Genomic DNA, 22822 nt, shown 5'->3' with positions numbered 1-22822 from the left:
CCACCGATGAGTGAGATCACGCTGAGGGTGAACGGCGAGACTCACGCGCTCGATGTCGATCCCTCGACGCCGCTGCTTTACGTGCTGCGCAACGACCTCGGGCTCCGGGGACCGCGCTTCGGGTGCGGCCTCGGCCAGTGCGGGACGTGCACGGTGATCATGGACGGGCGCGCGATCCGCTCCTGCATGCGACCCGTCTCGCGCGCCGACGGCGAGATCACGACGCTGGAGGGGCTGTCCGCCGACGGGGCGCTGGATCCCGTCCAGCAGGCGTGGATCGAGGAGCAGGTGCCGCAGTGCGGATACTGTCAGAACGGACAGATGCTCACGGCAAAGGCGCTCCTCGACCGGAATCCGAACCCGAGCGACGACGAGATCCGGCAGGGGATGAACGGTGTCCTCTGCCGCTGCATGACGTACTACCGGATCCAGTCGGCCGTGAGGCGCGCCGCGGCCTCGATGGCGGGCGGGGAGGTGGAGCGATGAAGGCCCCGCGGGAGCTTCCGCCGGCGATCGACGACGCCCTCGCGCCGTGGGAAGGGACCACGTCACGCCGGGACTTCCTCCGGACTTCGGGACTCTTCGTCCTCGGCTTCAGCGGCTCCGGCATGGTCGGGATCGGCCGCCGGGGGCCGGGAGGCGGGCCGCCGGGGGCCAACCCGTATCCCGATCCCGACTTCCTGCAGCTCGACTCGTGGCTCGTCGTGCACGAGGACGGGACGGCCACCTTCTACGTCGGCAAGACGGACGGCGGCCAGGGGACCGGGACCGCGATGCGGCAGATGATGTGCGACGAACTCGACATCGCGTACGCCGACGCCACGCTCGTCATGGGCCGCACCGACATGACCGTCGATCAGGGCGGCTCGGGCGGCTCCGATGCGATCGAGCGCGACGCCATCGCCGCGCGCCGGGTCGCGGCGGAGGCGCGGCGGGTCCTGCTGGAACTGGCCTCCGAGCACTTCGAGCTACCGGTGGAGGATCTCTCCGTGAGCGAAGGCGTCATCTCCGGATCGGCGGATCCCTCGCGCGCGGTCACTTACGGCGAACTCGTCGGCGGGCGGCGCTTCGATGTCGCGCTGACGGGGAGGAACGTCAACGAGACCACCGGCCTCGCGTCCGTGAAACCGGTGCAGGAGCTGAAGATCGTCGGCCAGCCGATCCCCCGGTACGACATCCCCGCGAAGGTGGACGGCTCGCTCGAGTGGGCAGTCGACGTGAAGCTCCCCGGCATGGTCCACGCGCGGAACGTGCGGCCTCCCTTCGCGGGGGCGCGGCTGGTCGCGGTCGACGAGTCGTCGGTGCGCGACATCCCCGGTTTCCTGCGCGTCGTGCGCGAGGGCAACTACCTCGCCGTCCTGTGCGAGCGCGAAGAGCAGGCGATCGCGGCGGCGGAACGCCTCGAAGCGGAGTGGGAGAAGCCCGGGACCCGGCCCTTCCCCTCATCCGAAGATCTCTTCGACTACATGCGCGACGCGCCCCCCGTGAACGCGGGAGGCTCCGGAAGGACGCCACGCGCGCGGGTAGAGGGGGATCCGGACGCGGCGCTGGCGAGCGCGGCGACGGTCGTCGAGGCCGCCTACGACATCCCGTTCCAGGGACACACGGCGATCGGGCCGGCCCATGCTGTGGCCGATCCCTCGGACGGCCAGATGACGGTCTACACGAACGACATGAAGCCCTACAGCCACCGCACCGGGATCGCCGAGTTCCTCGGCATGCCACCCGAGCAGGTGCGGGTCATCTGGATGGATGGTCCGCAGCTGTACGGGCGGACGGCGGCGGACGACGCCGGCTTCGAGGCGGCGTATCTGGCGAGGGAGTTGGGCCGTCCCGTCCGGGTGCAGTGGATGCGGCACGAAGAGACCGCCTGGGACACGAAGGGCCCCGCCTTCGCGATCGACCTGCGCGGTGGGCTCGATGCGGCGGGCAACCTCCTCGCGCTCCACTACCGGGCCCGGATCGCCAACTACGCGCACCTCGGCTACAACCAGGCCGACACCGTGCTCATCGCGCAGCTCATGGGGATCCGGCCCGAGCGGCCGGCCCCCGGGGGCGGCGGAGGCCCCGACGAGATGTACCACATCCCGAACCGGCGGGAGGAGACGCTGCCGGTCCGGTTCCCGCTCGCCTTCGAGACGCCGCTCCGCACCGGCAACCTGCGGGACCCCAACGGCCCGCAGACGACCTTCGCCGGCGAGTCGTTCATCGACGAACTGGCCGCGGCCGCCAAGGCGGACCCGGTCGAGTTCCGTCTCCGGCTCCTGCGCGGGACGGCCGCTGACGACGAGGCCTTCCGGCGCGCGCGTTCGATCGCCGTGGTCGAGGCGGCCGTCGAGACATACGGCTGGGATCCCCGACCTTCGCCCGCCGCACCCATCGCGGGGGCCGCGGATGCCCGGCGCATCCTCACCGGCCGGGGCATCGCCTACGCCTACCGCGCCCGAACGGCGGTCGCCACGATCGCCGAGGTCGAGGTCGACCGCGAGAGCGGCCGCGTCCGGGTCAGGCGCATGGTCTGCGCGCACGACTGCGGCCTCGTGATCAACCCCGACGGCCTCGAGAGCACCGTCCAGGGCAACCTGCTGCACGGGATCAGCCGGACCCTGTACGAGGAAGTCCGGTTCGACGGTGAGAAGGTGACGAGCGTGGACTGGCGGACGCACCCGACGCTGACGCACACCGACGCGCCCGAGCGGATCGATGTCGTGATCGTGAACGGGGACCCGAATCCGGACCGCCCCGACCTGCCGCCCTACGGCGCCGGCGAGCCCTCGCACCGCACCGTTCCCGCAGCCGTCGCGAACGCGATCCATGACGCGGCCGGTGTCCGCATGCGGCGCGTTCCCCTGCGTCCCGAGCGCGTACTGGCAGAGTTGGCGGCGGCGGGCGTATAGATCCTGCCCGGGGCGCTCCGCCCTTCTCCGCGCGCAGACGACTGAGAGGATGAGCCGGACAGCGACCGGGCCAGCCCTGCGTCCCGGCGAGTTCGTGTCCCTCATCGCCCTGTTGATGTCGCTCGTCGCGCTCTCGATCGACGCGATGCTGCCGGGGCTGCCTGCAATCGGCCGCGACCTCGGGGTACTGCGCCGGAATGACACACAGTTCGTCATCACGGCGTTGTTCCTGGGGCTTGGGCTCGGCCAGATTCTCTTCGGCCCGCTCTCCGACCGCATCGGACGCCGGGCCGCCATACATGCCGGCCTCATCCTGTTCATGGCCGGATGCCTCGTGAGCCTCTTCGCACCCACCTTCGAGGTGATGGTCGCGGGCCGTGTCCTGCAGGGCATCGGCGTCGCGGCTCCACGCATCGTGACGATCGCCATGGTGCGAGATCAGTACGAAGGCCGCCGAATGGCCCGACTCATGTCATTCGCGATGGCCGTGTTCATCCTCGTTCCCACCATCGCCCCGGCCCTCGGGCAGGGGATCCTGTGGCTCGGAGGCTGGCGGGCGATATTCGCCACCATCTTCGGGATTGCGGCGATCGCGTTGGCGTGGTTCTCGCTCCGCCAGCCGGAAACCCTGCCCGGCGCCCGGCGCCGACCCTTCTCCCCGCGGTACATCGGCGGGGCCGCCCTGGAAGTCCTGAGAACCCGGGCCGCGCTCGGGTACACCCTCGCCGCCGGATGCGTGTTCGACCCCTTCCTCGCCTACCTGAGTTCGGCCCAGCAGATCTTCCAGGATGCCTATCGAACCGGCGCGCTCTTTCCGCTCTGGTTCGGCGTGCTCGCCCTCGCCACCGGGTGCGCCTCGCTCCTGAACGGTCGCCTCGTGATGAAGCACGGGATGCGACGGCTCTCGAGGGCGGCCACGGTGACGATCACACTGGTATCGGTCGCCACGTGGCCGCTGGCCATGGCCTTCGAAGGGCTTCCTCCATTCTGGCTCTTCATGGCCTACCTGCTCGCCGTCTTCTTCTGCATCGGCCTCCTGTTCGGGAATCTCAACGCGCTCGCGATGAGGCCCCTCGGCCACATCGCCGGGGTGGGAGCGGCCGTCGTCGCTTCGCTCTCCACGTTCATCGCGGTGCCGCTCGGCACGCTCGTGGGCCAACGCTTCGACGGGACCATGTACGCCCAGATCGCCGCCTTCGCCGTCTTCGGAGCGGGGACGCTTGCCGCCTCGTGGTGGGCCGGGCGGTCGTCCCCGGGGCAGGTCAGATCTTGATGTGGATGCCGCGCCGGTGGAGGATCCACATCAGGACCAGCCAGAAGCCGACCTGGGCGAGGGCGAAGGCCAGCGACCCGCCGTAGTCGCCCGCCCACGACCTGAACGCGTTCTCGTACAGCCAGGCGCTCAGGGGTATGGTTTCCTCTCCTCCAACCGAGATCCGGGTCAGGGTCTTGGCGAACATCCCCGAGGCGACGAAGACCGCGATCGAGTTCATCCCGTACACGACGAGCGGGGTCACCCACGCGCCCCGCAGCCGCCTCACGTCGATCACCCAGTACATGGCGCCGAACAGGAGGAGCGCCGTCCCGGCCGTGAAGAGGACGTAGGAACTCGTCCACAGGTTCTTGTTGATCGGGAAGACCACGATCCCACAGGAGGCCCGCGACCACCAGCCCCGCGCCCCACACCCACATCCGGCGCGAGATCTCGCCCCCGGAGCGACCCGACCGGAGCCACTCGCCGCAGAAGATCCCCAGCAGACACGTCCCGACCGCGGGCAGCGTGGAGAGGATCCCCTCCGGGTCCCATGTCCCCTGCCACAGACGGTCGCCCATGACGAGACGGTCGAGCCACGCGGCCAGGTTCCCGTCGGGAGTCAGATCTCCGGCTGCGGATCCCGGGGCCGCGACGAGCGTCATCAGAGCCCAGTAGCCGAGGAGCAGCCCCACGGTCCACGCCGCCCGGGATCGCGCCGACCCCCACAGGTAGAGGGCCGCCGCCGCGCAGTAGACGAGCCCGATCCGCTGCAGCACGCCGTACAGGCGCATGTCCAGGACATCGAAATCGGGGATGGCCCGCATCGCGAGCCCGAGCCCGATCAGGATGAGCGAGCGCCGAACCACGTGCCGGAACAGCCGGCCCCTGCCCGTGCCCTCCGCGAGCCGCCGCGAGAAGGAGAAGGGGATCGCGACCCCGACGATGAACAGGAAGTAGGGGAAGATGAGATCGGTGGGCGTCCACCCGTGCCATTCGGCGTGGGCGAGGGGCGCGTAGACGTAGGACCAGCTGCCGGGGTTGTTCACGAGGATCATCGCCGCGATGGTCAACCCGCGGAACGCGTCGAGCGACACGACCCGGCCCGCCGTCGGTGCGGTCATACGATCCCTTTCATCCGCCCCGGCCCCGGCGAGGATCAGGTCCCCGGGCTCCAGCGGCTACCTCCGGGGGCTACCCCCGGAACCGGCCGCCGCCGCGATGCCCGCCACCGCCCCCGGCCATCGACCGACTGCCCAGATACCAGGTGAAGTTCAGCATCACGTACTGGGTGAGCGACTCCACGCGGCGTTCCTGGATGAAGCCGGGCGAGTTCGTGTACGTCACGCCCTGGTTCTGCCCCAGCACGTCGAACGCGACGAGCCGGAGCTCGGCCCGGTCGTTGAACAGGAGCCGGCGGAGCGACGCCTCCCACAGCGCGACGTTCCGTCCCGGGCCGAACAGGTCCTGGTCGTAGAGGCTCCAGGTGAACTCCGTGCCCAGCGTCCACGATCCCAGGTAGACGTCGCCGCGCGCGTACAGGGTGCTGTTGAGGTAGCCCTCGTTCAGTTCCTCGTTCAGCGAATACCTGACGTCGCTGAAGGAGAGCTTGGCCCCGCCGCGGACGTCGAAGTCCTCCTTGGCTCGGTTCTCGAGTTCGATCCCGACCGTGTGCGACAGCGTCTGGTTCCGGTTCTCCGCCTGGTTCACGAACTCGGTCGAACTGGAGTACGAGAGCCTGTAGTTCAGGTCCACCTGCCCACCCATGAAGCGCAGCGGCGTGCCGAAGTTCGCGCCGCCGGAGGCCGACCACGCGTTGCCCAGGTTCACCGGCGCGATCGTCTGGACGCCCCGCGGGGTCACCGTACGCGACTGCGAGATGTCGTTCCCCGTGAAGCTGACGTTCGCGAAGGTGAACAGGTTGACGAAGCTGAAGGTGTCGAAGAACCGATATTCGGTGCGCAGACGGTGCGTGTACTCCGGCTCGAGGTCCGGATTCCCCATCCGGATCCGCAGCGGATCGCGATTGTCGACGAACGGCTGGAGATCCGTCATGCGCGGTTCGCGCGTGGAGGTCGTGTACCGGAAGTTGAGCGTCCGCGTGTCCGTGAGCTGGAGGCGGTATTCCGCGTTGGGCAGGACGTGGGTGTACCCGTTGGCGATCTCCTCGTCGCGATCGACGATCGTCCCGTTCAGGTTCGAACCCTGGACCCGCAGGCCGAGCACCAGACGCCCGGCGTCGTTCGTGCGGTTGAAGCGGAAGCCGCCCCGCAGATAGCTGTACGTCCGCTCGAAGCCCGAACTCAGGAGGGCGTTCCGGGTCCGCCCCTCGGCGAAGATGTCGAACACGGACTGGTCTTCGTTCTCGTCCGTCGCGCTCCGCTCGCCGTAGACCTCCAGCACACCGCGCCCCACGGGCTGGGTCATGGAGAGCCGGAGGGAGTGGGTCAGCGTCTGGCCGATATTCGTCTGTTCCTGGAAGAGATCCCCCCGCTGGGCGCGCGGGTTCCCCGGATCCCCCTCGATCGTCGACGTGAGGTCCGTGAAGCTGTCCGAATCTCTGAGGTTGACCCGCGCTTCGGCGACGAGGCTCCGCCCGCTGTCGTTGAGGCGCTTGCGCCACGTGAGCCGCGCGTCGCCGCCGAGACTGTTCGAGTCCACGTCATAGTCGGTCGCGGCCGTGGTCAGGAACTGCCCGGCCCCCGAGCGGGTGTCCTGGAAATCGACGCGGTCGAGCAGCGAGTTGCGCGCGTTGAGATTGCCCCGGAGCCGGATGTCGTGCCCTTCCGAGAAGGTGAACTGGGAGTTGAGGTTCACCCGGTGCGAGGCGTTGTCCGTCTGGGTGCGGGTGGCGCGATCCACGAGCGAGGACGCGTCGGTGCCGAGAAGCTGCTCCTGCCGGCGGGTCTCGTTCTGGAAGTTGTCGAGCATGCTGAGGAAATAGCTCGTCCGCACCCAGTTGTCCGTGCCGAAGTCGTGGCTGCCGTTCAGGCCCAGGGCGACGCTCTCGGTGAGGCCGTCGTTGCCCCCGCCCCCGAAGTCGCCGCCGCCGCCCCGACCGCCGCCGGCGAAGGAGATCACGTCCCCCCAGCCGAACCCGGCCTGGTTCACGTTGTTGCCGCTTCCGATGAGGCCCAGTTGCGTGGTGGGGGTAAACCGGTTGAGCGTCAGCGCGCCCGCGTAGGGGATCCCGCTGCCGAAAGCGCCCGACTCGCCCCGGGCCGGAAGCCGCGCGGCCACGGATTCACCGAAGCCGGGGGACACGGTGGTGCCCTGGACATCGGCGCCCAGTCCGCCGGACATGCGGCCGAAGTAGCCCGTGCGGGCTTCTTCCTTCAGCTCGAGGTTGATCGTGCGTTCCTCTTCCCCGTCGGCGATGCCCGTGAACTCGGCCATGTCCGACTCTTTGTCATATACCTGCACCCGTTCGACGGCATCGGCGGGCAGGTTCTGCGTCGCGATCTTGGGGTCGCTCCCGAAGAACTCCTTCCCGTCCACGAGGACGTTCTCGACATCCTCTCCCTGTGCCGTGATCGTTCCGTCGGTCTCGACGTCGATCCCCGGCAACTGCCGCAGCAGGTCCTCCACCGTCGCGTTGGGCCGCGTCTGGAAGGCGAGCGCGTTGTAGCCGAGCGTGTCCCGCCGGTTGAGGAACGGGACGTGGTCGAGGGTGATGACGAGCGGGTCCATCTCGACGGCCATCACCTGCATCTGGATGGTGCCGACGTTCACGTTCTCGCCGCCGACCGTGAGATCCTGCCGGATGGTCGCGTGGCCGATGAGGGTGACCTGCAGGATGTACTCGCCGGGGAGGAGGTTTCCGAGGACGAAGACGCCCTCGCCGTTGGTGGTCGTGAACGTCGTCAGCACGGAATCGGGCTGGGCCAGCGCCACCACCATGGCGCCGTTCAGCGCCGCGCCCGCGGTGTCGGCCACGACGCCGTTCACGCGGAACTCCGTCTGCGCCTGGGCGGTGCGGGGCGCGGCCGCCAGCAGGGCCAGCCCCGCGAGCACGCCCAGCCTCGCAGCCGGCCTCAGCCGGACCGCCTGGGGGCGCCTCATCGGAACTGCCCATCGAACGGGCGCCGCCGGTTACCCGCCGCGCGCAGCGTTCGCAGCTCCTCGATCCTCTCCGCCACGATCTGCTCGTACTCCTCGCGGGAGACCATGTCCCCATCCTCGGGCGGCGCGATGCTGTCGTCCCCCAGCCCTGTGAGGTCCACCTCGGTCGCCGAGTAGAGAGTGTGTCCCGCGTCGCGGGAGAGGACGAGAATGAGGCCCGGGAGGCCGCCGAACTCACCCGGACCGGCCTGGACCGGGATCTGCGGCGTGAACCAGGCTTCGATCTCCGACCCGTCATGGACGGCCGTCGCCTTCTGGACCATGTAGCCGAGGAATTCGCGCTGCTCGCTCCCCAGCTTCCACTGATAGGTCGGCCGTTCGCCCATGATCAGGAACGTTCGGCCCATGAACTCGCGGGTTTCGGCGACCGTACCGCTCGCGAAGTCCACGTAGGCCTCGCGCAGGTTCTCCTGATCGCTCCGCGAGGCGGATTGCTGCCGGAGCCGCATCATCATGCCGAGCGCCCGGCGGTCCCCCCCGCCCGTTGCGCGGCCGCCGGCCCGAGGCGGACGCGCCTCCTCTTCCTCGGCCGACCGCTTCATGAGGGAGCTGGAGCCGTCGAACAGGAGAACCATGGCGGTCGTGCTCTGCGCCGGCATGCGGTCGCGCATCTGGGCCCAGCGCTCGGGCACGTGAAAGTCGAATTGCACGGAGCGCAGGTAGTGGACCCGGCCCTGCTGCGCCGCCGCCGGGGGCACGAGCCCGAAGCAGGCGACCAGGAGGGCCGGCAGGATAAGAAGCCGCAGGCGTCTTGGAGTCTTCATGTCGTGTGGTCGATCCCTGTGCCGAGTCCGCGGCCGACTGCTCGTCCGAGGCCGCGTTCTTCGGCGGTGATTACGTAGATGGGACACACCGGGGGGGAGTCGCGTTTACCAGACCGGCGTCGTCCGGGTGCTTGGCGGCCCGTGAGACACCGCACCATCTTTCGGGCGTAGGCCTCGCGACCCGCACCGGGGCACGCATGGACCTGACCACAGACGAGCGCGGCGCGGAGGACCCCTTGACCTCGGCTTCAAGGCGCGGACGAGAGGAACTCGGGCGCGGCATCCGGCTCCGGTCGCTCTTTTCGCTCGCCTTCGGCACGATCATCGGCGTGGGCTGGATCACGGTCATGGGATCGTGGCTGAGCGGCGCCGGGGCGCTCGGGGCCATCATCGCGTTCGTGGGCGGCGGCCTCGCGATGCTCGCGATCGGCCTCTGCTACGCGGAGATGGCCGCGGCATATCCCGTCACGGGCGGCGAAGTCGCGTACGTGTTCGAGGCGTGGGGGGCGCGCTGGAGCTTCGCCGCGGCGTGGCTCCTGGCCTTCCTCTACATCTTCACGACCTCGTTCGAGGCGATCTCGGTGGAGTGGGTCGTCTCCGCTCTGCTCCCGGGCTTCGGCGGGCCGGTCATCTACACCCTGCTGGGCCAGGAGGTGAGGCTGTGGAGCCTCGCTCTCGGACTCGCGGTGATGGCCGTGATCACGCTCATCAACTACCGGGGCGGGAAGACGGCAGCGTGGTTTCAGGATGTGATGACGGCGGGACTCATCCTCCTGACGGCGGTTTTCGTCATCGCGGGGCTCGCGGGCGGGAGCGTCGCCAATCTGGAGCCCACCTTCGTCGGGACGACGCCGAGCGCGGCCCTGGTCGGCGTCGGCGTCGTGCTCGGGACCGCCGCGTTCTGGTACGCGGGTTTCGACACCATCCCGCAGGCGATGGAGGAGGTGGAGGAGGGGGCGAAGCTGCGGCTTCTGCCCCGCGTCATGGGCGCCTCCATCCTCTTCGCGCTCGTCTTCTACTGTCTCGTGATCCTGGCGGCGGCCATGAGCGTGCCGCGGGAGCAACTGCTCGCGGCCGAGTTGCCCGCCGCCGCGGCGATCGAGTCCGCCTTCGGCTCGCCGCTCCTGGGCCGGGTGGTGCTGTTCGCCGGGCTGTGCGGACTGATCACGACGTGGAACGCGATCTTCTTCGCGGGCACGCGGATCGTGTTCGCCATGGCTCGCGCGCACATGATCCCGCGCCGGCTCGCACGGGTGCACGACCGTTACGGCTCGCCCTCCGCCGCCGTGATCTTCGTCGGCATCATGGGGTCCGTGGGCACGCTGTTCGGGCGCAACGCGATCCTCGTGATCGTGGCGGCCGCAGCCATCTCCGCGGGACTCGTCTTCCTCGTCGTCGTGCTGGGCGTGATCCGGCTCCGGACGACGAGACCCGAGCAGCCGCGGCCCTACACCGTGCCCGGCGGCCGGGGGTTCCTGTATCTCAGCGCGGTCCTCGCGCTGGGGCTGCTCGGCGCCGCCATCTGGGAGCCCTTCCACGCGGCCGGCGGCCGGATCCCCGCCGAGTGGATCGTCCTCGGCGCCTGGGCCGTTCTCGGCCTCGTCTTCTACCGCGTCGCGGCACCTCTCCGGCGGGCAGTGAGCGACAAGGAACTCCGCTGGCTGATCCTCAGCGACAAGGACCCGCAGGAGCCATCGACGTGAACACCAGTTGGCCGGCCCGCGACGGTCTCCCGGCCGGCCCGGGGTCGCGGATCAACGCGGCTTGTCGGGCAAGCGCAGACGGACGTCACGAGCGCCCATATGGGTCTGGAGGATTTGCTCCGCCTCGTCGTGCGTGATCTCGCCTGCCTCGACGGCCGTCTGAAGCCGACGAGCCTCCATGGCCAACTCGGTGGTCATCTCCTCCAACCTGGGCACCGACTCCCCGAGGCGGTCCAGCACGGTCCCGAGACTCAGCCACAGATCCCTGGGAATTTTTTCTTTCGTAATTTCGCCCGCTCACAGGCGCTCCCCAAGCTTCTTACGCGTACTTTCGACCTCACGCTCAAGATGCTCAAGCACTCCGCGGATGCGCGCTTCGACTTCCGGATCGAGCTTGAGCGCCTGGAAGGTTCCGTCTTCGTCCACGTACCCGACGCCCGCTTCCGGATCGACCGTCCATTTCCCCGAGTGGACCAGGTAGGTCCCATCTTCGTCCACGTACCCGATTTCCCCTTTCAGACCGACACCCGCGTCCGGGCCGCCAGCTTTTTCCGCGCCAATGACTCCTTCCACGCTGACGGCGCCTTCCGAGCGGAAGACGCCTTCCAGACGCGAGGCGCGCTCGGGCTCGCCCGGGCTCTGCGGAATCGGCGTGTCGCAGGCCAGGGCGAACAGCCCCAACCCCGCCGCCGCGGCCACTATGGAAGCCCGGATTCGGGGTTTCCTCGTCGCGGTCTTGATCATGATCAGTCTCCTTTCGATTGCGGAGTGGCCGCCGCGGATCAGGGCAGGCGCCGGATTCGGCGTCCGCCGGGACCCGGCGGCGACCGTCAAGAGAAGGCGCGCGTAGCTTGGCGCCGGTGTGCCGCGGGCCAGGACGCGGCGGTCGCAGTCCCCCTCGACGGCGAGGCGGAGCCTTGCGAGCGACCACCAGACTGCGGGGTTCCAGGGCGAAAGCGAGGCGAGCAGGAGCCCCGCCGCCAGGAGTGCCGGATCGCGCGCTCGGACGTGTTCGCGTTCGTGCAGCACGACCATCTCAAGTCCCCTCTCGCCGAGAGCGAAGGTCCACGACGGAAGGACGATCCGGGACCGAATCAGCCCCACGACCGCCGGCCCGAACCCCTCCGAGCGCAGGATTTCCTCACCGCAGACGTCGCGAGGCTCCCACCTCGCGCGCAACCGCCGCAGCCGGAGGCAGAGCAGGGCGAAGAGGACGAGGACGAGGACCGAACCCAGGGCCCAGAGCGCTCCGAGAGCGTTCTCCACCCCGATCCCGGCGAGAACGCTCCCGCTTGGTTCGGGAAGCGCGGGCCCCGGCGTGCCGAGTTCGTACAGAGCGCGAACGGGAAGAGCGAAAGCTCCGGGACCGCCTCCGGGCGCTGTGACTGGAAGGAATCGGGGAAGGAACGGCGCCAGCCCGCCGACCCCGAGGGCGCCGATCCAGACCCAACGGGTCGGCCGACCGAGGGCCCGGAGCCCTTGATCGAGGAACCACGCGGCCCCGCCGACGAGAGCGGCGACAATCAGTCCGTAGATCATCGTGGCCAGAGTCATGGCTCGCTCTCCTCCAGTTCATCGAGGATCCGCCGCATGCGCTCCAGTTCGTCCGGCGAAACCTCCCTGCCCGAAATGAGCTGGGCCAGAACGAGTTCCGCCGACCCGCCGAAGATCTTGTCCCGGATCCGGGCCAGGGCCGTCTCCCCGGCCGCCTCGGAGGCGACGAGCGGGAAGTAGCGATAGGCGCGACCCTCGGCCTCGTGACGGACGGCGCCCTTCTTCTCCAGGATCTGGAGGATCTTGAGGACCGTCGTGTAGCCGACCTCGTCCTCGAGCGCGTCCATGACCTCGCTCACGGAGCCGGACCCCCTGCGCCACAGGACGCTCATGATGTCCAGCTCGCGGTCGCTGAATGTCGGGTCTCTCAAGGCTTCACCCCCTCTTTGCTACCTCCCGTCCAAGCAGATACGAACATCTTCGTACGAAAGAATACGTGGTGTGTCCCGCGCTGTCAACGAAGGTCTTCGTAAGAGGAGAAACTCACGCCCCGCGGCGCGCACCCGTAGGCGATCCGCCGCCCCATGGTGCCCGCGCCGATGATGGCGACGGTCCGTACCACGCCCTCCGCTTCGGACATGACATCCTCCGGGCTCTCGTGAACCGCTCTTGTGAATCCGCGTTCCGCGACCAAGGCTCCCGGGACGATCATGAACCTCCGACGAGGCGACAGCCAGCCGTTCAGCCCAGACGCCGCCGCGCCTCTCCGCAGGACCGTGAGCGGGGAGAGGCTGCGCTGGCTCATCCTGAACGAACGGGACCCGGGGAGCGCGCCATGAACACGAGTCGACGCCACTTCCTCCGCCGGTCGGCGGGCGCGCTGGCCCTGGCTCCGATCATGCCCGTGGGGCGACTTGCCCTGCGCGCCGGGCGGGACGGCGCGCCCCCCGACCCTGCCGGCCGCTCGCCAGTCGGTCCGGGGAGTCCCCCGGAAGCCCCTGGGTGGCCCGGGCGCGCGCCGAGATCCCCGCTTCGACGGAGAGCCTGTACTTCCAGACGGGCGGGATCGGCCCCGCGCCGACCGCCGTCATCGCTCGCGTGGCGGACCGGCTCGACTTCCAGAACAAGAGTCCGGCCGAACCCCGCATCTCGGCTGAGATGGCCCGGATCGAGCCTGACCTGAGGGCCCAGCTTGGGCGCGTGTTCGGCGCGGAGACCGAGGAGGTGGCGCTCACGCACAGCACCTCCGAGGGGATCGCCAATCGTCGCGTGGGGCCTGAACTGGGAGCCGGGCGACGAGGTCGTGATCTCCAACACGGAACACCCCGCCAACGTCATCCCGTGGTACGTCCTCAGAGACCGGTTCGGGATCGTGATCCGCGAGATCGACCTGAGCACGGGAACCGGACTCATCGACGAGGTCCGCGGCCAGCTCTCGGACCGCACGCGGATGGTGAGCATCAGTCACGTGTCGCGGAACAACGGACGCGCGCTGCGGACCGGCGAGTCCGCCGAACTGGGAGACCTCCTGCGTACCCGCGGCGTGCGCTACCACCTCGACGGCGCGCAGGGCCCCGGCTGCGTCGCCACCGACTTCCGCGCCCTCGGCTGCGACTGCTACTCCACCTGCGGCCACAAGTGGCTGCTCGGTCCCAAGGGCACGGGCGCGCTGTTCATCCGCCGGGAACTGCTCGACGACGTGCAGCTCAGCTGGGCCGGCTCACACAGCCACGCCACGATGGACTATGAAGGTGCCTACACCCTGCTCCTCAGCGCCGCCCGCTACGAATTCGGCACCCGTGCCCTCGCGGACTTCGCCGGCTTCGCTCGTGCGGTCGAGTGGATGGAGAACGTGGGTCTGGAGAAGATCGAGGAGCGGATCCAGTCGCTGGTGGACCACGCCATGGAGGTGGTCGACGCCGCCATCGCGGCCATCGCGGAGCGCTGCAACTGATCGGGAAGGGGCTCTACACCACCCGTCTCGGGAGGCGCGGATTCATGGACTGGATGATGCCGAGGAACCCGAGCCTGGTCCGCTCGGCGACGGTGTGGGGAAGCACGGACGGATGATCGGGGCCGATGAGGGTGGCGACATCGCCGACCTCGACGGTCTTCTCTTCCCCGATGTCGAGAATGGTGTGCGCGGAGTTGACCCCTCCGGCCACCGGGTACAGACGGCCGTTGATCAGCACCTCGCAGGTGCCGTTCGCTTCGGAGGGATAGCCGTCGGTGCGGCCGATCGGCAGAAGCGCCACCCAGGTGGCCCGGTCGGGCATGTAGGTGCGGTTGAAGCCCGCGCTGTCGCCCGGCTCGAGGCGTTCGACCCGCACCACGCGCGTGTTCAGGCGGAACACGGGCTTGAGGTCGGCCATTTCCGCAGCGCCCTCACCGCCGGGGTGGTTTCCGAACAGCGCGTTCCCGGGCCGCACCATGTCGTAGTGCGCCTCAGGCAGGTGGAACAGCTCGAATGTGGGTGAAGCATGGAGGGTGCCAAGCGGAAGGTTCCTCCCACGGGCCCAACCGAGGAGCTCCTCGAAGCGGGCGTGCTGCTCCCGGTCGAAGTCCAGGTCGTGCGTGAACATGGTGTAGGTGCCGTTCACGTCGACGTATTCGCTTTGCACGAGCTCCTCGATCCAGCGGCGCGCGCGTGTGTACGGCATTCCCTCGCGGTTCATCCCCGTGTCGATGAAGAGCTGGACGGGTACGGGACGGCCCAGTCGCCCGGCCACGCTCCGCAGCCGCCGGGGCGCATCGTCGAGCCAGACGGACGGGAGCACGTCGTGCCTCGCCAGCTCCTCGATCTCGTCCTCGGATCCCTCGGCCATGACCACGATGGGCTTGGTTACCCCTTCCTCGCGCATGGCAAGCGCTTCCTCGACGCGCACGGCGGCGATGCCACCCACCTGGGGCATCTCGGCGAGGAGCGGCCCGACCGTACGGTCGCCCAGGCCGTACGCGTTGTTCTTCACGACCGCGAGGATGGGGCGGCCGCTCGCCAGCCGCGTGGCCTCGCGGACGTTGTGGGTCCACGCGGCGCGGTCGAGTTCGATCCACGGGTCGAAGCGCCGGGGAGTGTAGGTGCGGTCGATGGTTGCACCGACAGGTAGCCGGCCGGCGCCTGCACTGCGCGTCCTCGTGGCTGTTGCGCAGGCGGAGGTTGCGGCGAGGCCCAGGGCGGCGCCGGTCAGGTGGAGGAAGCGGCGGCGCGGGAGAGGGGATGACGGGCGATCCATGGGCCCTCCGGGCTTAGCGTGGCGATGCAGGTTGACCTCGGCGTTGCCATCTTTTTCCTGAAGACACTACGCTTCGGCCATGAGCACCATCAACATCTCGCTCCCCGCGCGGCTGAGATCATTCGTTGACGAGCAGGTCCAGGACCGTGGCTACGGCAGTTCCAGCGCATACATCCGTGAGCTGATCCGCCACGACCGAGACCGCCAGCTCCTTCGAGGTCTCCTGCTCGAAGGTGGTGAGTCCGCTCGCCTCGGCACTGCCGATACGCCCTACTTCGAAACGTTACGCGGCCGGGCTCGCCGACACTCCCCGGAGTGACGCCGGAATCGGCCCGGGGGCGGCCGGGGCGTAACGTCCCGACGTATGTGTGGACCCTGCTGGCGCTGGTGGTGGGACTGGCTGCGGGCGGGCTCTTCCCGGGGCCGCTGGCGCCGGTGGCGGACGCCACATCGACGCTCATCGCCTGGGTTGTCGCGGTGGTGCCGCTGCTGATCCTCGCGGCCCTGAGTCCGGCCATCGCCACCCTGGTGCGGCGGGGGCTCGCCGGACGCTTCGCCGGCGCGGTCGTCCTCTGGTACGTCTTCACCTCGACCGTCGCCGGACTCATCGCCCTTGCGACCTCCGCCGCGATCTTCCGCATCCCTCTGACCACAGCGGATCGGGGCGTCTGGACCGAGGCCGTCGCGATGCTCCGGAGTCTGGGAGAGGGCGGGGCCTCGTGGCCGCTGCTGGCGATCCTCGCCGGCGTCCTGCTGGGACTCTTCGGCGCCCGCCACGATTCCATCTACCGCGTGCTCAAGAGAGTCGCCGACGCGATCGAGAGGGCGGGCGGGCGGCTGGTGTACGTCATGCTCCCGCTCATCCTCGCCTTCGGTGTCACGCTGGGCGTGCGCTTCGGGGCGAGTCTGGGCCTCTCGCACTACCTGAGCATGACCGCCTATACGGCCGGACTCGTCCTGGTCTGGTGGGCGTTCTACACGTTCGTGCTCGTGCGCAGGGTCGGACGTCGGCCGGTAGGGCCCATCCTGAGAGGCTACTACGTGCCGACCGCGGTCTTCGCCGCGGGCACCTGTTCGTCGCTGGCGACGCTCCCCGTCAACCTCGCCAACGCGAAGAAGGTCGGTGTGCGCGACGAGGTGGCCGACTTCGTCCTCCCGTTCGGCGCGGTCGTGAACCTCGACGCGAGCGCTCTGGCCTACCTCGCTTACGGGCCCTTCGTCGTGAGCCACGTCTTCGGCCTGGAACTCAGCTGGATGATGATGCTGGCCGCCTGGCCGGCCGTCGTCCTGTTCACGATCGCGGCACCGGGACTCCCGGCCGGCATGGGGACCGCGCTGTGGAGTGCGACGCTGTTCGCGAGCATCCTGGGGCTCGAGGGTCAGGCGCAAGGCGAGTTCATCGCAAGCTGGATCGCGCTATCCGGCGGCCTCCCGGACATGCTCCGAACCGCGACCAACACGACCGGGGACGGCTACACGGCGATCATCTTCGACGGCCGTTTCGATCAGTTCTTCGCGAGGGACCGTGGCTGACGGGAGCGTGGGCGACGTGCACGCGGCCGGGGCGGGCGTGGACCTGTCGCCGGGCGCGCGGCGGCTCGTGCGCGTCAACGGGCGGGTGCAGCCGGGCGAGGTCGTCGTCGTCGTGACCGACCCGACGATGCGGCGCTATGCGGAGGCCGTCGCCGCGGCCGCCCGCGAGGCCGGAGGCGCCGTCACCGTCTGCATCATCCCGCTGCGCGAACAGGACGGACAGGAACCGCCCCCGCCCGTCGCGCGCGCCATGGCCGAGGGGGCGGTGATCTTCTCCCCCGTGCGTATCTCGATCACCCACACGCGGGCGATGCGGGCGGCCCTCGAGGCCGGGGCGCGCGTGTGCATGATGACGGCCTACACGGACGCGATCATGACGAGTCCCGCCCTGCTCAAGACCGACTTCGAGGCACAGGCCGACGTCTGCCACCGCCTCGGCGCGTCGTTCACCGAGGGCGAATCCGTGCGGCTCACCTCTCCGCGCGGCACGGATCTCCGCTTCGGGATCGAGGGCCGCGTCGCCAACGTGTTGACGAACATCCCGAATCCCGGAGAACTGGCCCCGGTCCCCGACATCGAGGTCAACGTGGTGCCGGTCACGGGGTCGGCCGAGGGCAGGCTGATCTTCGACGCGTCGGTCCCCTACCTCGGGATCGGCATCCTCGTGGAACCCATCGTCTGCGCCGTCCGCGACGGGGCCATCGTCGAGATGACCGGCGGGGCCCAAGCCGACTTCCTCCGTGAGCATCTGGAATCCTTCGGAGACCCGCACTGCTTCAACGTCGCGGAACTGGGCGTGGGCCTGAACCCGAACGCCCGGCTCACCGGAGAGATGCTCGAGGACGAGGGCGTGATGGGCACGATCCACATCGGCATCGGAACCAGCCACACCCTTGGAGGCGAGATCGTGGCGCCGACACACTACGATCTGCTCATGTGGGAGCCGACCATCGCCGTCGATGGCCGCGTCGTGCAGCGAGACAGGCAGGTGCTGGTATGAGACTCGGATGAGACGCCCATGAGAGACGGCGCGGAGATCCTCGTGCGGACGTGCGCCAGCGTCCAGCCATCCGAGGACGTCGTCATCGTCACGGACCCCGAACGGGTGACTATCGCCCGGGCCGTCGCCGATGCGGCACTCGAAGTCGGAGCCGTCCCCAGCATCCTGGTGCCGCCCGAACGATCGATCGACAACGAGGAGCCGGGACCGGCCGTGGCCGCCGCCCTCTCGGCCGCCGACGTAGCCTTTCTGCCGGTGACGCTCGCGCTGGCGCACACCCGCGCCGTGCGCGAGGCCATCGGCGCGGGGGCCCGGGTTCTCTCGATGACCGCATTCACGGAGCGGATGATGCGCGAGGGCGGGCTGTTCACGGCCTTCCGCGCGCGCAAACCGCTCTGCGACACCCTCGCGGCGAGGCTCACCGCTGGCGGGTGACGAACCCAGCCGGCACCGATCTCAGCATGAGCCTCGTCGGGGTGACCGGGAACAGCCATGCCTGCCTGCTGGACGGCCCCGGCTTCTCGGCCGTCCCCAACATCGAAGCCAGCTGCGCCCCCGCGCAGGGCACCGCCGAAGGCGTGTTCGTCTGCGACGGGAGCATCCCCTACTACGGCGTGGGCCCGATCCGCGAACCCGTGACCTTCCGGATCGCCGAAGGCTTCGTCACCGACATCGAGGGTGGAGACCAGGCCGATTTCCTTGCCGAGCTACTGGCCCGACAGGACGACCCGTGGGTCTACAATCTGGCCCAGTTCGCGTTCGGTCTGAACCCGGCCTGCACCGATTTCACCGGCGAGATGCTCAACGACGAAGGCGTGAACGGCACAGTCCACATCGGCATCGGCACGTCTGCCAACTTGGGTGGAAACGTCTCCGCCAAGACCCACTTCGATGCTGTCAACCGCGCACCGACGGTGTGGATCGACGAGGAAGTGGTACTCACAGCGGGGAAGTTTCTGCCCGAGGCGTGATCCTTGGGGCACCGATGAACGCTAGTATCGTTCACCCAGGTGGGGGCTGCTTTGCCACGAGACCTCGACCGTGCGAAGGTGTCACCCCTCTTGAGCAACTCCAAGGCACCGGATGGCATGCGATACATCGGCAACAAAACCAAGCTGCTTCGCTTCATTGCCTCGTACCTCGACGATCTTGACCTTCACGGCGGACGGGCGCTCGATGCGTTCGCCGGCACCACTGCCGTGGCCCGCCTACTGAAGGCCCGCGGGTTCGCCGTCGATACCTGCGATATCATGAGTCTCAGCTACGTGTTCCAGCGGGCCTACGTGGTCGCGGATGAGTACCCAAGATTCCGCGGGCTCGCGGAGGACTCCGATCTGCGGGCGGCCAAGCTCACCCCCGAGTTCCGATCGCACGTTGAGTCTCGTTTTGGAGGACAAGGTGACCTCTTCGGGGGCATCGCGAACCTCCAGCCCTTGGAGGAGACCCTCGTTTATCTTGATTCTTACCTCGAACCGCGATCCTCGTTCATCGACGTAAACTTCGCAGCTTCAGAGTCGCCGGCCGAGGGTCAGCGCATGTACTTCTCGCGACGGAACGCGCAGCAAATCGACGCGATTCGACACAAACTCCAAGATTGGCGCGCCGCGGACCTCGTCACGGACGACGAATTCTTCATACTCCTCGCAGCCCTATTGGAAGCGGCCGATTCTGTTGCCAACACCGCTGGCGTTTACGCCGCATTTGTGAAGGCCTGGCAGAGCAACGCGGTTAAGCCCCTTCGCCTGAGCGTGCCCGATCTGGTAGTCGGGACGGGGTTGTCGTGCGTCGCACACCGAGGTGACGTCGTGGACCTCGTGGGCGACCTTGGGCACTTGGACCTACTCTACCTCGATCCACCCTACAACACGAGACAATACAGTGCGTATTACCATGTCCCCGAGTTGATCGCCGAGGGTTGGTTCGGTGCTAAGCTGCCGACCCTTAGGGGCAAGACGGGATTGATCAAGGACTCGCACAAGAAGTCGCAGTGGTCAACACGTGCCGGCTGCGGACCAGCCCTGGAGCAGCTGCTGGAGGCGGTTGACGCGACCCACGTGCTTCTGAGCTACAACAACGAGGGTATCATCCCAGAGCGGGAGATCGACAGATGTTTCAGGCACTATGGTGTCGCGTCAACGTATCGTCGGGTGGGAAAAGAGTACAAGAGATATCGGGCCGATCGGGACAGCGAGGCTCGCCAGTACTCGGGTGATCACGTGACCGAGTACCTCTACTACGTGAGGTTGCGATAGTACACCGCCGCCACGCCCTCCTTGGATAGGTGATCTTCATGGCAGAACAGGCAATTACTCAGGAGCAACTCTTCCTTCCGCTGCTGCACTTCATGGCCGATCACGGCGGTGAGATAGACCGCCAGAAGGATGACCTGCTCAACGCTCTTGCTGATCGGCTTGGGCTTACAGATGAGGAGCGGGACCGGACGACCGAAGGAGGGCGAAACCAATGGCAGTCGACCGTTGAATATTCTCGCTTCAAACTCCTTGCAGTATACGACGCGATTGACGAGGACAGTCCTCACGGAACCTGGCGCCTTACGGACCGTGGCTGGACGATAGTCAAGTCTCCTCCCGCCGAGATGGAAGAGTACTTTCGGGAGTGGTGGGAGCAACGAGAAACCGAGAGGCCGGCGGACACTCTTCCACCGCCTTCTCGACCGTCCGGGCTCCCGTCGGCCCGACTCGAAAACATGACCCAGGGGCTCATCCGCGAAGTCACGGAGGAGCTGCGTGTCAAGCGCAATGGTGAGCTAGCTCGAGCACTTCGTGAGGAGTATGGGTATCGCTGTCAGCTTTGCGACCTCGAAGATCCCGAGTGCCCCCGGATTCCAATGGCAGACGGGCGATACTACGTCGAGGCTCATCATCTCGGGGGGCTGGCTGAGGTTGTGGCCCGATACGAGCACGGGCAGCTCTCCGACTCAGAGTATGCGAATCTCACCTCCTGGCATAACATCGTAGTTGTATGCCCCTACCATCACATGTTGATCCACCACCACGATCCAACCATTGAGTTCGTGCAGGAAGAGCTCGTGTTCCGCACGGCAGACGGAACAACGGAGTTGCCGATAGTACGGCGCCTACCATCTCACCTTAAGCCGGTGGATAATGACGGGGAGGACACATGAGGATCGGCGATGTCTTCCGTTACGCGACGCCGAACGACTGGAGGCCCCCGGCAGCTGTCAGGTGATTACCGTATCAGAACAGACGGATGTCGCGATATGGGGATTGGAAGCGACGATGCCGACGTGGCCTTCCTGCCCGCGAAGGCGGACTGTTCACGGACTTCCGCGCGCGGCTTCGCCAACCACCGCCGGACGGCCAAGAGCGCGAATCGGGACGGGGTGCCGGAGGCGGCCCCCGCCCTCGCCGCGCCGACACCGGTGCGGAAGCCTTGGGGGGTCCAAGGGGGGCGGAGGCTCCCCTTGCCAGACCGCGACGTCAAGCGTCGCGTGTCCTGGCTCATGACTCCCAACGGGTCAAGAGCCATCGGGGCGCGCCTTCGGTCTTCTCAACGGCGGTCGTGGTGGCGTCGAACCGGAGTGAGGGATTGCGGATCGCTGATGCTGGAGTCTATGGTGGCCCCATGCCAGGTCGGACCAAAGCCTTTTATTTGAAGGAGCCCCGCTCCACGCGCTCGTCGTGCCGGTCAGGAAGAAGGGGATCACGGGTACGCTCCGCAATGGCTCCGGGAGTGGCTTGAGAGGGCTGACCGTGAGAGGGGTTGAGGGCCGCCGGCCGCCGGTGATCCGGCTGGGAATCGCCATGGCGGTCGTTGCCGCCGTCTCCTGCCGTACACCGGAGCCTGTGCCGTGGGTACAACGGTTCCCGCTACTGACATCCTACGAATATCCCCTCGTGGACTCCCTGTGGGTGCTCTCGCGCGATTCGTTTCCCGAGATCCCGGTAGAGCGGGTCAACAGGATCCTCGGCCGCGAGCCCGGCGCACCAGTCAACGTTCGGTTCGGACACTTCTCGGGCTACATGGACAAATCGGACGGCACGGTTGTGTTCGGCCATGCCTCTTACCAAGGGTGGACCGGAGGTGAGGTCTGTGAATGGCATGACGAGATCCAGCCCCGGGAGGAAGCCATCTTCGGGTCCTGCTTCCGGCACACTGTCGGCATCTCGCCCGGCTACGAGATCGATGTCGTGGTGAACGGCTACCGGCCGCGGGAGGACTTCGAGTACGTCAAGCTTCGGGCGGTGAGCGTCCGGGTTCCCTGATTGGGAAGCAGGGCTCGCCACCTCACCGGCATTCCGCAATCCACCTCTCCGCTGGCGCATCGTCGGGAAACTCATTTGTTGGCCGTCCCCAACATCGAAGCCAACTGCGCACCCGCTCAGGGTACCGCCGAAGGCCTCTTCGTCTGCGACGGGAGTATCCCCTACTACGGCGTGGGGCCGATCCGTGAACCCGTGACGTTCCGGATCGCCGAGGGCTTCGTCACCGAAATCGAGGGCGGCGACCAAGCCGATTTCCTCGCCGACCTGCTGGCCCGGCAGGACGACCCGTGGGTCTACAACCTGGCCCGGTTCGGCCTTCGGCCTGAACCCGGCCTGCACCGATTTCACCGGCGAGATGCTGAACGACGAGGGTGTGAACGGCACTGTCCACATCGGGATCGGTACCTCCGCCAATCTCGGCGGCACCGTCTCCGCCAAGACCCATTTCGATGCCGTCGCCCGCGCCCCGACCGTGTGGATCGACGACCAACGAGTGCTCTCCGAGGGCGAGTTCCGCCTCGATCCGGCCGATGACGCGCCTTCGCCAACCGGTTGATCGCACAACATAAGCCGCTTA

23 protein-coding genes and 1 pseudogene are annotated in these 22822 nt (G+C 68.0%); 15 read left to right on the top strand and 9 right to left on the bottom strand.

The window, feature by feature from the left end; all coding sequences use genetic code 11:
* Window positions 1-6: 6 nt before the first annotated feature.
* The 3 genes from ACOQPP_RS16125 to ACOQPP_RS16115 are packed head-to-tail and all read left to right on the top strand — an operon-like array spanning window position 7 to window position 4170.
* The gene (locus tag ACOQPP_RS16125) at window positions 7-486 is read left to right on the top strand and encodes a (2Fe-2S)-binding protein (RefSeq protein WP_419167673.1); all 480 of its coding nucleotides are present in this window, start codon (window positions 7-9) and stop codon (window positions 484-486) included.
* A complete protein-coding gene (locus ACOQPP_RS16120; RefSeq protein ID WP_420636933.1) occupies window positions 483-2897 on the top strand; it encodes a molybdopterin cofactor-binding domain-containing protein in 2415 nt (804 codons plus the stop codon). Before ACOQPP_RS16125 ends, ACOQPP_RS16120 begins: the two co-directional genes overlap by 4 nt.
* Window positions 2898-2946: 49 nt before the next feature.
* Entirely contained in the window at window positions 2947-4170 is a 1224-nt protein-coding gene (locus tag ACOQPP_RS16115; RefSeq protein WP_420636932.1) for a multidrug effflux MFS transporter, read from the top strand.
* Here the strand turns inward: ACOQPP_RS16115 and ACOQPP_RS16110 are convergent.
* From ACOQPP_RS16110 to ACOQPP_RS16095, 4 genes and pseudogenes are all read right to left on the bottom strand, one after another.
* Window positions 4160-4540, bottom strand: coding sequence for a hypothetical protein (locus tag ACOQPP_RS16110; protein WP_420637399.1), 381 nt, complete (start codon window positions 4538-4540; stop codon window positions 4160-4162). The genes ACOQPP_RS16115 and ACOQPP_RS16110 overlap by 11 nt on opposite strands.
* Before the next feature lie 88 nt (window positions 4541-4628).
* A pseudogene (locus ACOQPP_RS16105) lies at window positions 4629-5273 on the bottom strand (acyltransferase family protein); the annotation flags it as partial.
* A 70-nt stretch (window positions 5274-5343) separates the two neighbouring features.
* Window positions 5344-8211 (bottom strand): TonB-dependent receptor, encoded by a 2868-nt coding sequence (locus ACOQPP_RS16100; RefSeq protein ID WP_420636931.1) that lies wholly within the window; start codon window positions 8209-8211, stop codon window positions 5344-5346.
* On the bottom strand, window positions 8208-9035 hold the full coding sequence (locus tag ACOQPP_RS16095; protein WP_420636930.1) for a GLPGLI family protein: 828 nt from the start codon (window positions 9033-9035) through the stop codon (window positions 8208-8210). The genes ACOQPP_RS16100 and ACOQPP_RS16095 overlap by 4 nt, the downstream gene beginning before the upstream one ends.
* 197 nt (window positions 9036-9232) lie before the next feature.
* Between ACOQPP_RS16095 and ACOQPP_RS16090 the strand changes: the two genes are divergently transcribed.
* Window positions 9233-10738 (top strand): APC family permease, encoded by a 1506-nt coding sequence (locus tag ACOQPP_RS16090; RefSeq protein ID WP_419167679.1) that lies wholly within the window; start codon window positions 9233-9235, stop codon window positions 10736-10738.
* 51 nt (window positions 10739-10789) lie between these two features.
* Here ACOQPP_RS16090 and ACOQPP_RS16085 read toward each other — a convergent pair whose 3' ends face one another.
* The 4 genes from ACOQPP_RS16085 to ACOQPP_RS16070 form a co-directional block, all read right to left on the bottom strand.
* Complete coding sequence (locus ACOQPP_RS16085) at window positions 10790-10936, bottom strand: hypothetical protein (RefSeq protein ID WP_420636929.1); 147 nt, start codon at window positions 10934-10936, stop codon at window positions 10790-10792.
* A gap of 99 nt (window positions 10937-11035) precedes the next feature.
* A complete protein-coding gene (locus ACOQPP_RS16080; protein ID WP_420636928.1) occupies window positions 11036-12292 on the bottom strand; it encodes a M56 family metallopeptidase in 1257 nt (418 codons plus the stop codon).
* Entirely contained in the window at window positions 12289-12663 is a 375-nt protein-coding gene (locus ACOQPP_RS16075; RefSeq protein WP_419167681.1) for a BlaI/MecI/CopY family transcriptional regulator, read from the bottom strand. Before ACOQPP_RS16075 ends, ACOQPP_RS16080 begins: the two co-directional genes overlap by 4 nt.
* 83 nt (window positions 12664-12746) lie before the next feature.
* Window positions 12747-12872 carry a 3-hydroxyacyl-CoA dehydrogenase NAD-binding domain-containing protein gene (locus tag ACOQPP_RS16070; protein WP_419167682.1) on the bottom strand — a complete coding sequence of 42 codons (126 nt, stop codon included), beginning with the start codon at window positions 12870-12872 and terminating at the stop codon, window positions 12747-12749.
* Window positions 12873-12942: 70 nt separating this feature from the next.
* Here ACOQPP_RS16070 and ACOQPP_RS16065 point away from each other — a divergent pair, with 70 nt between their 5' ends.
* Window positions 12943-13071, top strand: coding sequence for a hypothetical protein (locus ACOQPP_RS16065; RefSeq protein ID WP_419167683.1), 129 nt, complete (start codon window positions 12943-12945; stop codon window positions 13069-13071).
* Between the two features lie 353 nt (window positions 13072-13424).
* Window positions 13425-14186 carry an aminotransferase class V-fold PLP-dependent enzyme gene (locus tag ACOQPP_RS16060; protein ID WP_419167684.1) on the top strand — a complete coding sequence of 254 codons (762 nt, stop codon included), beginning with the start codon at window positions 13425-13427 and terminating at the stop codon, window positions 14184-14186.
* 13 nt (window positions 14187-14199) lie between these two features.
* On the opposite strand, the gene alr is transcribed toward ACOQPP_RS16060, so the two are convergent.
* A complete protein-coding gene (gene alr / locus ACOQPP_RS16055; RefSeq protein WP_420636927.1) occupies window positions 14200-15465 on the bottom strand; it encodes an alanine racemase in 1266 nt (421 codons plus the stop codon).
* 79 nt (window positions 15466-15544) lie between these two features.
* On the opposite strand from alr, the gene ACOQPP_RS16050 reads away from it, so the two are divergent.
* The 9 genes from ACOQPP_RS16050 to ACOQPP_RS16010 all read left to right on the top strand — a co-directional run bounded on the left by ACOQPP_RS16050 (window position 15545) and on the right by ACOQPP_RS16010 (window position 22801).
* Entirely contained in the window at window positions 15545-15784 is a 240-nt protein-coding gene (locus tag ACOQPP_RS16050; protein ID WP_420636926.1) for a ribbon-helix-helix domain-containing protein, read from the top strand.
* Complete coding sequence (locus ACOQPP_RS16045; RefSeq protein WP_420636925.1) at window positions 15781-16998, top strand: cation:dicarboxylate symporter family transporter; 1218 nt, start codon at window positions 15781-15783, stop codon at window positions 16996-16998. Before ACOQPP_RS16050 ends, ACOQPP_RS16045 begins: the two co-directional genes overlap by 4 nt.
* Window positions 16991-17998, top strand: coding sequence for an aminopeptidase (locus ACOQPP_RS16040; protein WP_419167689.1), 1008 nt, complete (start codon window positions 16991-16993; stop codon window positions 17996-17998). The genes ACOQPP_RS16045 and ACOQPP_RS16040 overlap by 8 nt, the downstream gene beginning before the upstream one ends.
* Window positions 17999-18016: 18 nt before the next feature.
* Window positions 18017-18433 carry a hypothetical protein gene (locus ACOQPP_RS16035; protein ID WP_420636924.1) on the top strand — a complete coding sequence of 139 codons (417 nt, stop codon included), beginning with the start codon at window positions 18017-18019 and terminating at the stop codon, window positions 18431-18433.
* A gap of 26 nt (window positions 18434-18459) precedes the next feature.
* A complete protein-coding gene (locus ACOQPP_RS16030) occupies window positions 18460-18969 on the top strand; it encodes an aminopeptidase (RefSeq protein ID WP_420636923.1) in 510 nt (169 codons plus the stop codon).
* Between the two features lie 117 nt (window positions 18970-19086).
* On the top strand, window positions 19087-20250 hold the full coding sequence (locus tag ACOQPP_RS16025; RefSeq protein ID WP_419162915.1) for a DNA adenine methylase: 1164 nt from the start codon (window positions 19087-19089) through the stop codon (window positions 20248-20250).
* A gap of 38 nt (window positions 20251-20288) precedes the next feature.
* Window positions 20289-21143: a winged helix-turn-helix domain-containing protein gene (locus tag ACOQPP_RS16020; RefSeq protein ID WP_420636922.1), complete on the top strand. Its 855-nt coding sequence runs from the start codon at window positions 20289-20291 to the stop codon at window positions 21141-21143.
* 589 nt (window positions 21144-21732) lie between these two features.
* Window positions 21733-22245 carry a hypothetical protein gene (locus tag ACOQPP_RS16015; protein WP_419167693.1) on the top strand — a complete coding sequence of 171 codons (513 nt, stop codon included), beginning with the start codon at window positions 21733-21735 and terminating at the stop codon, window positions 22243-22245.
* Window positions 22246-22600: 355 nt separating this feature from the next.
* The gene (locus tag ACOQPP_RS16010) at window positions 22601-22801 is read left to right on the top strand and encodes a hypothetical protein (protein WP_419167694.1); all 201 of its coding nucleotides are present in this window, start codon (window positions 22601-22603) and stop codon (window positions 22799-22801) included.
* Window positions 22802-22822: the final 21 nt, after the last annotated feature.

This window comes from Candidatus Palauibacter sp., from assembly GCF_965222475.1.
Lineage (GTDB): Bacteria > Gemmatimonadota > Gemmatimonadetes > Palauibacterales > Palauibacteraceae > Palauibacter.
The sequence above is the reverse complement of the archived record's forward strand: the minus strand, read 5'-3'. Positions and strand labels throughout refer to the sequence as shown.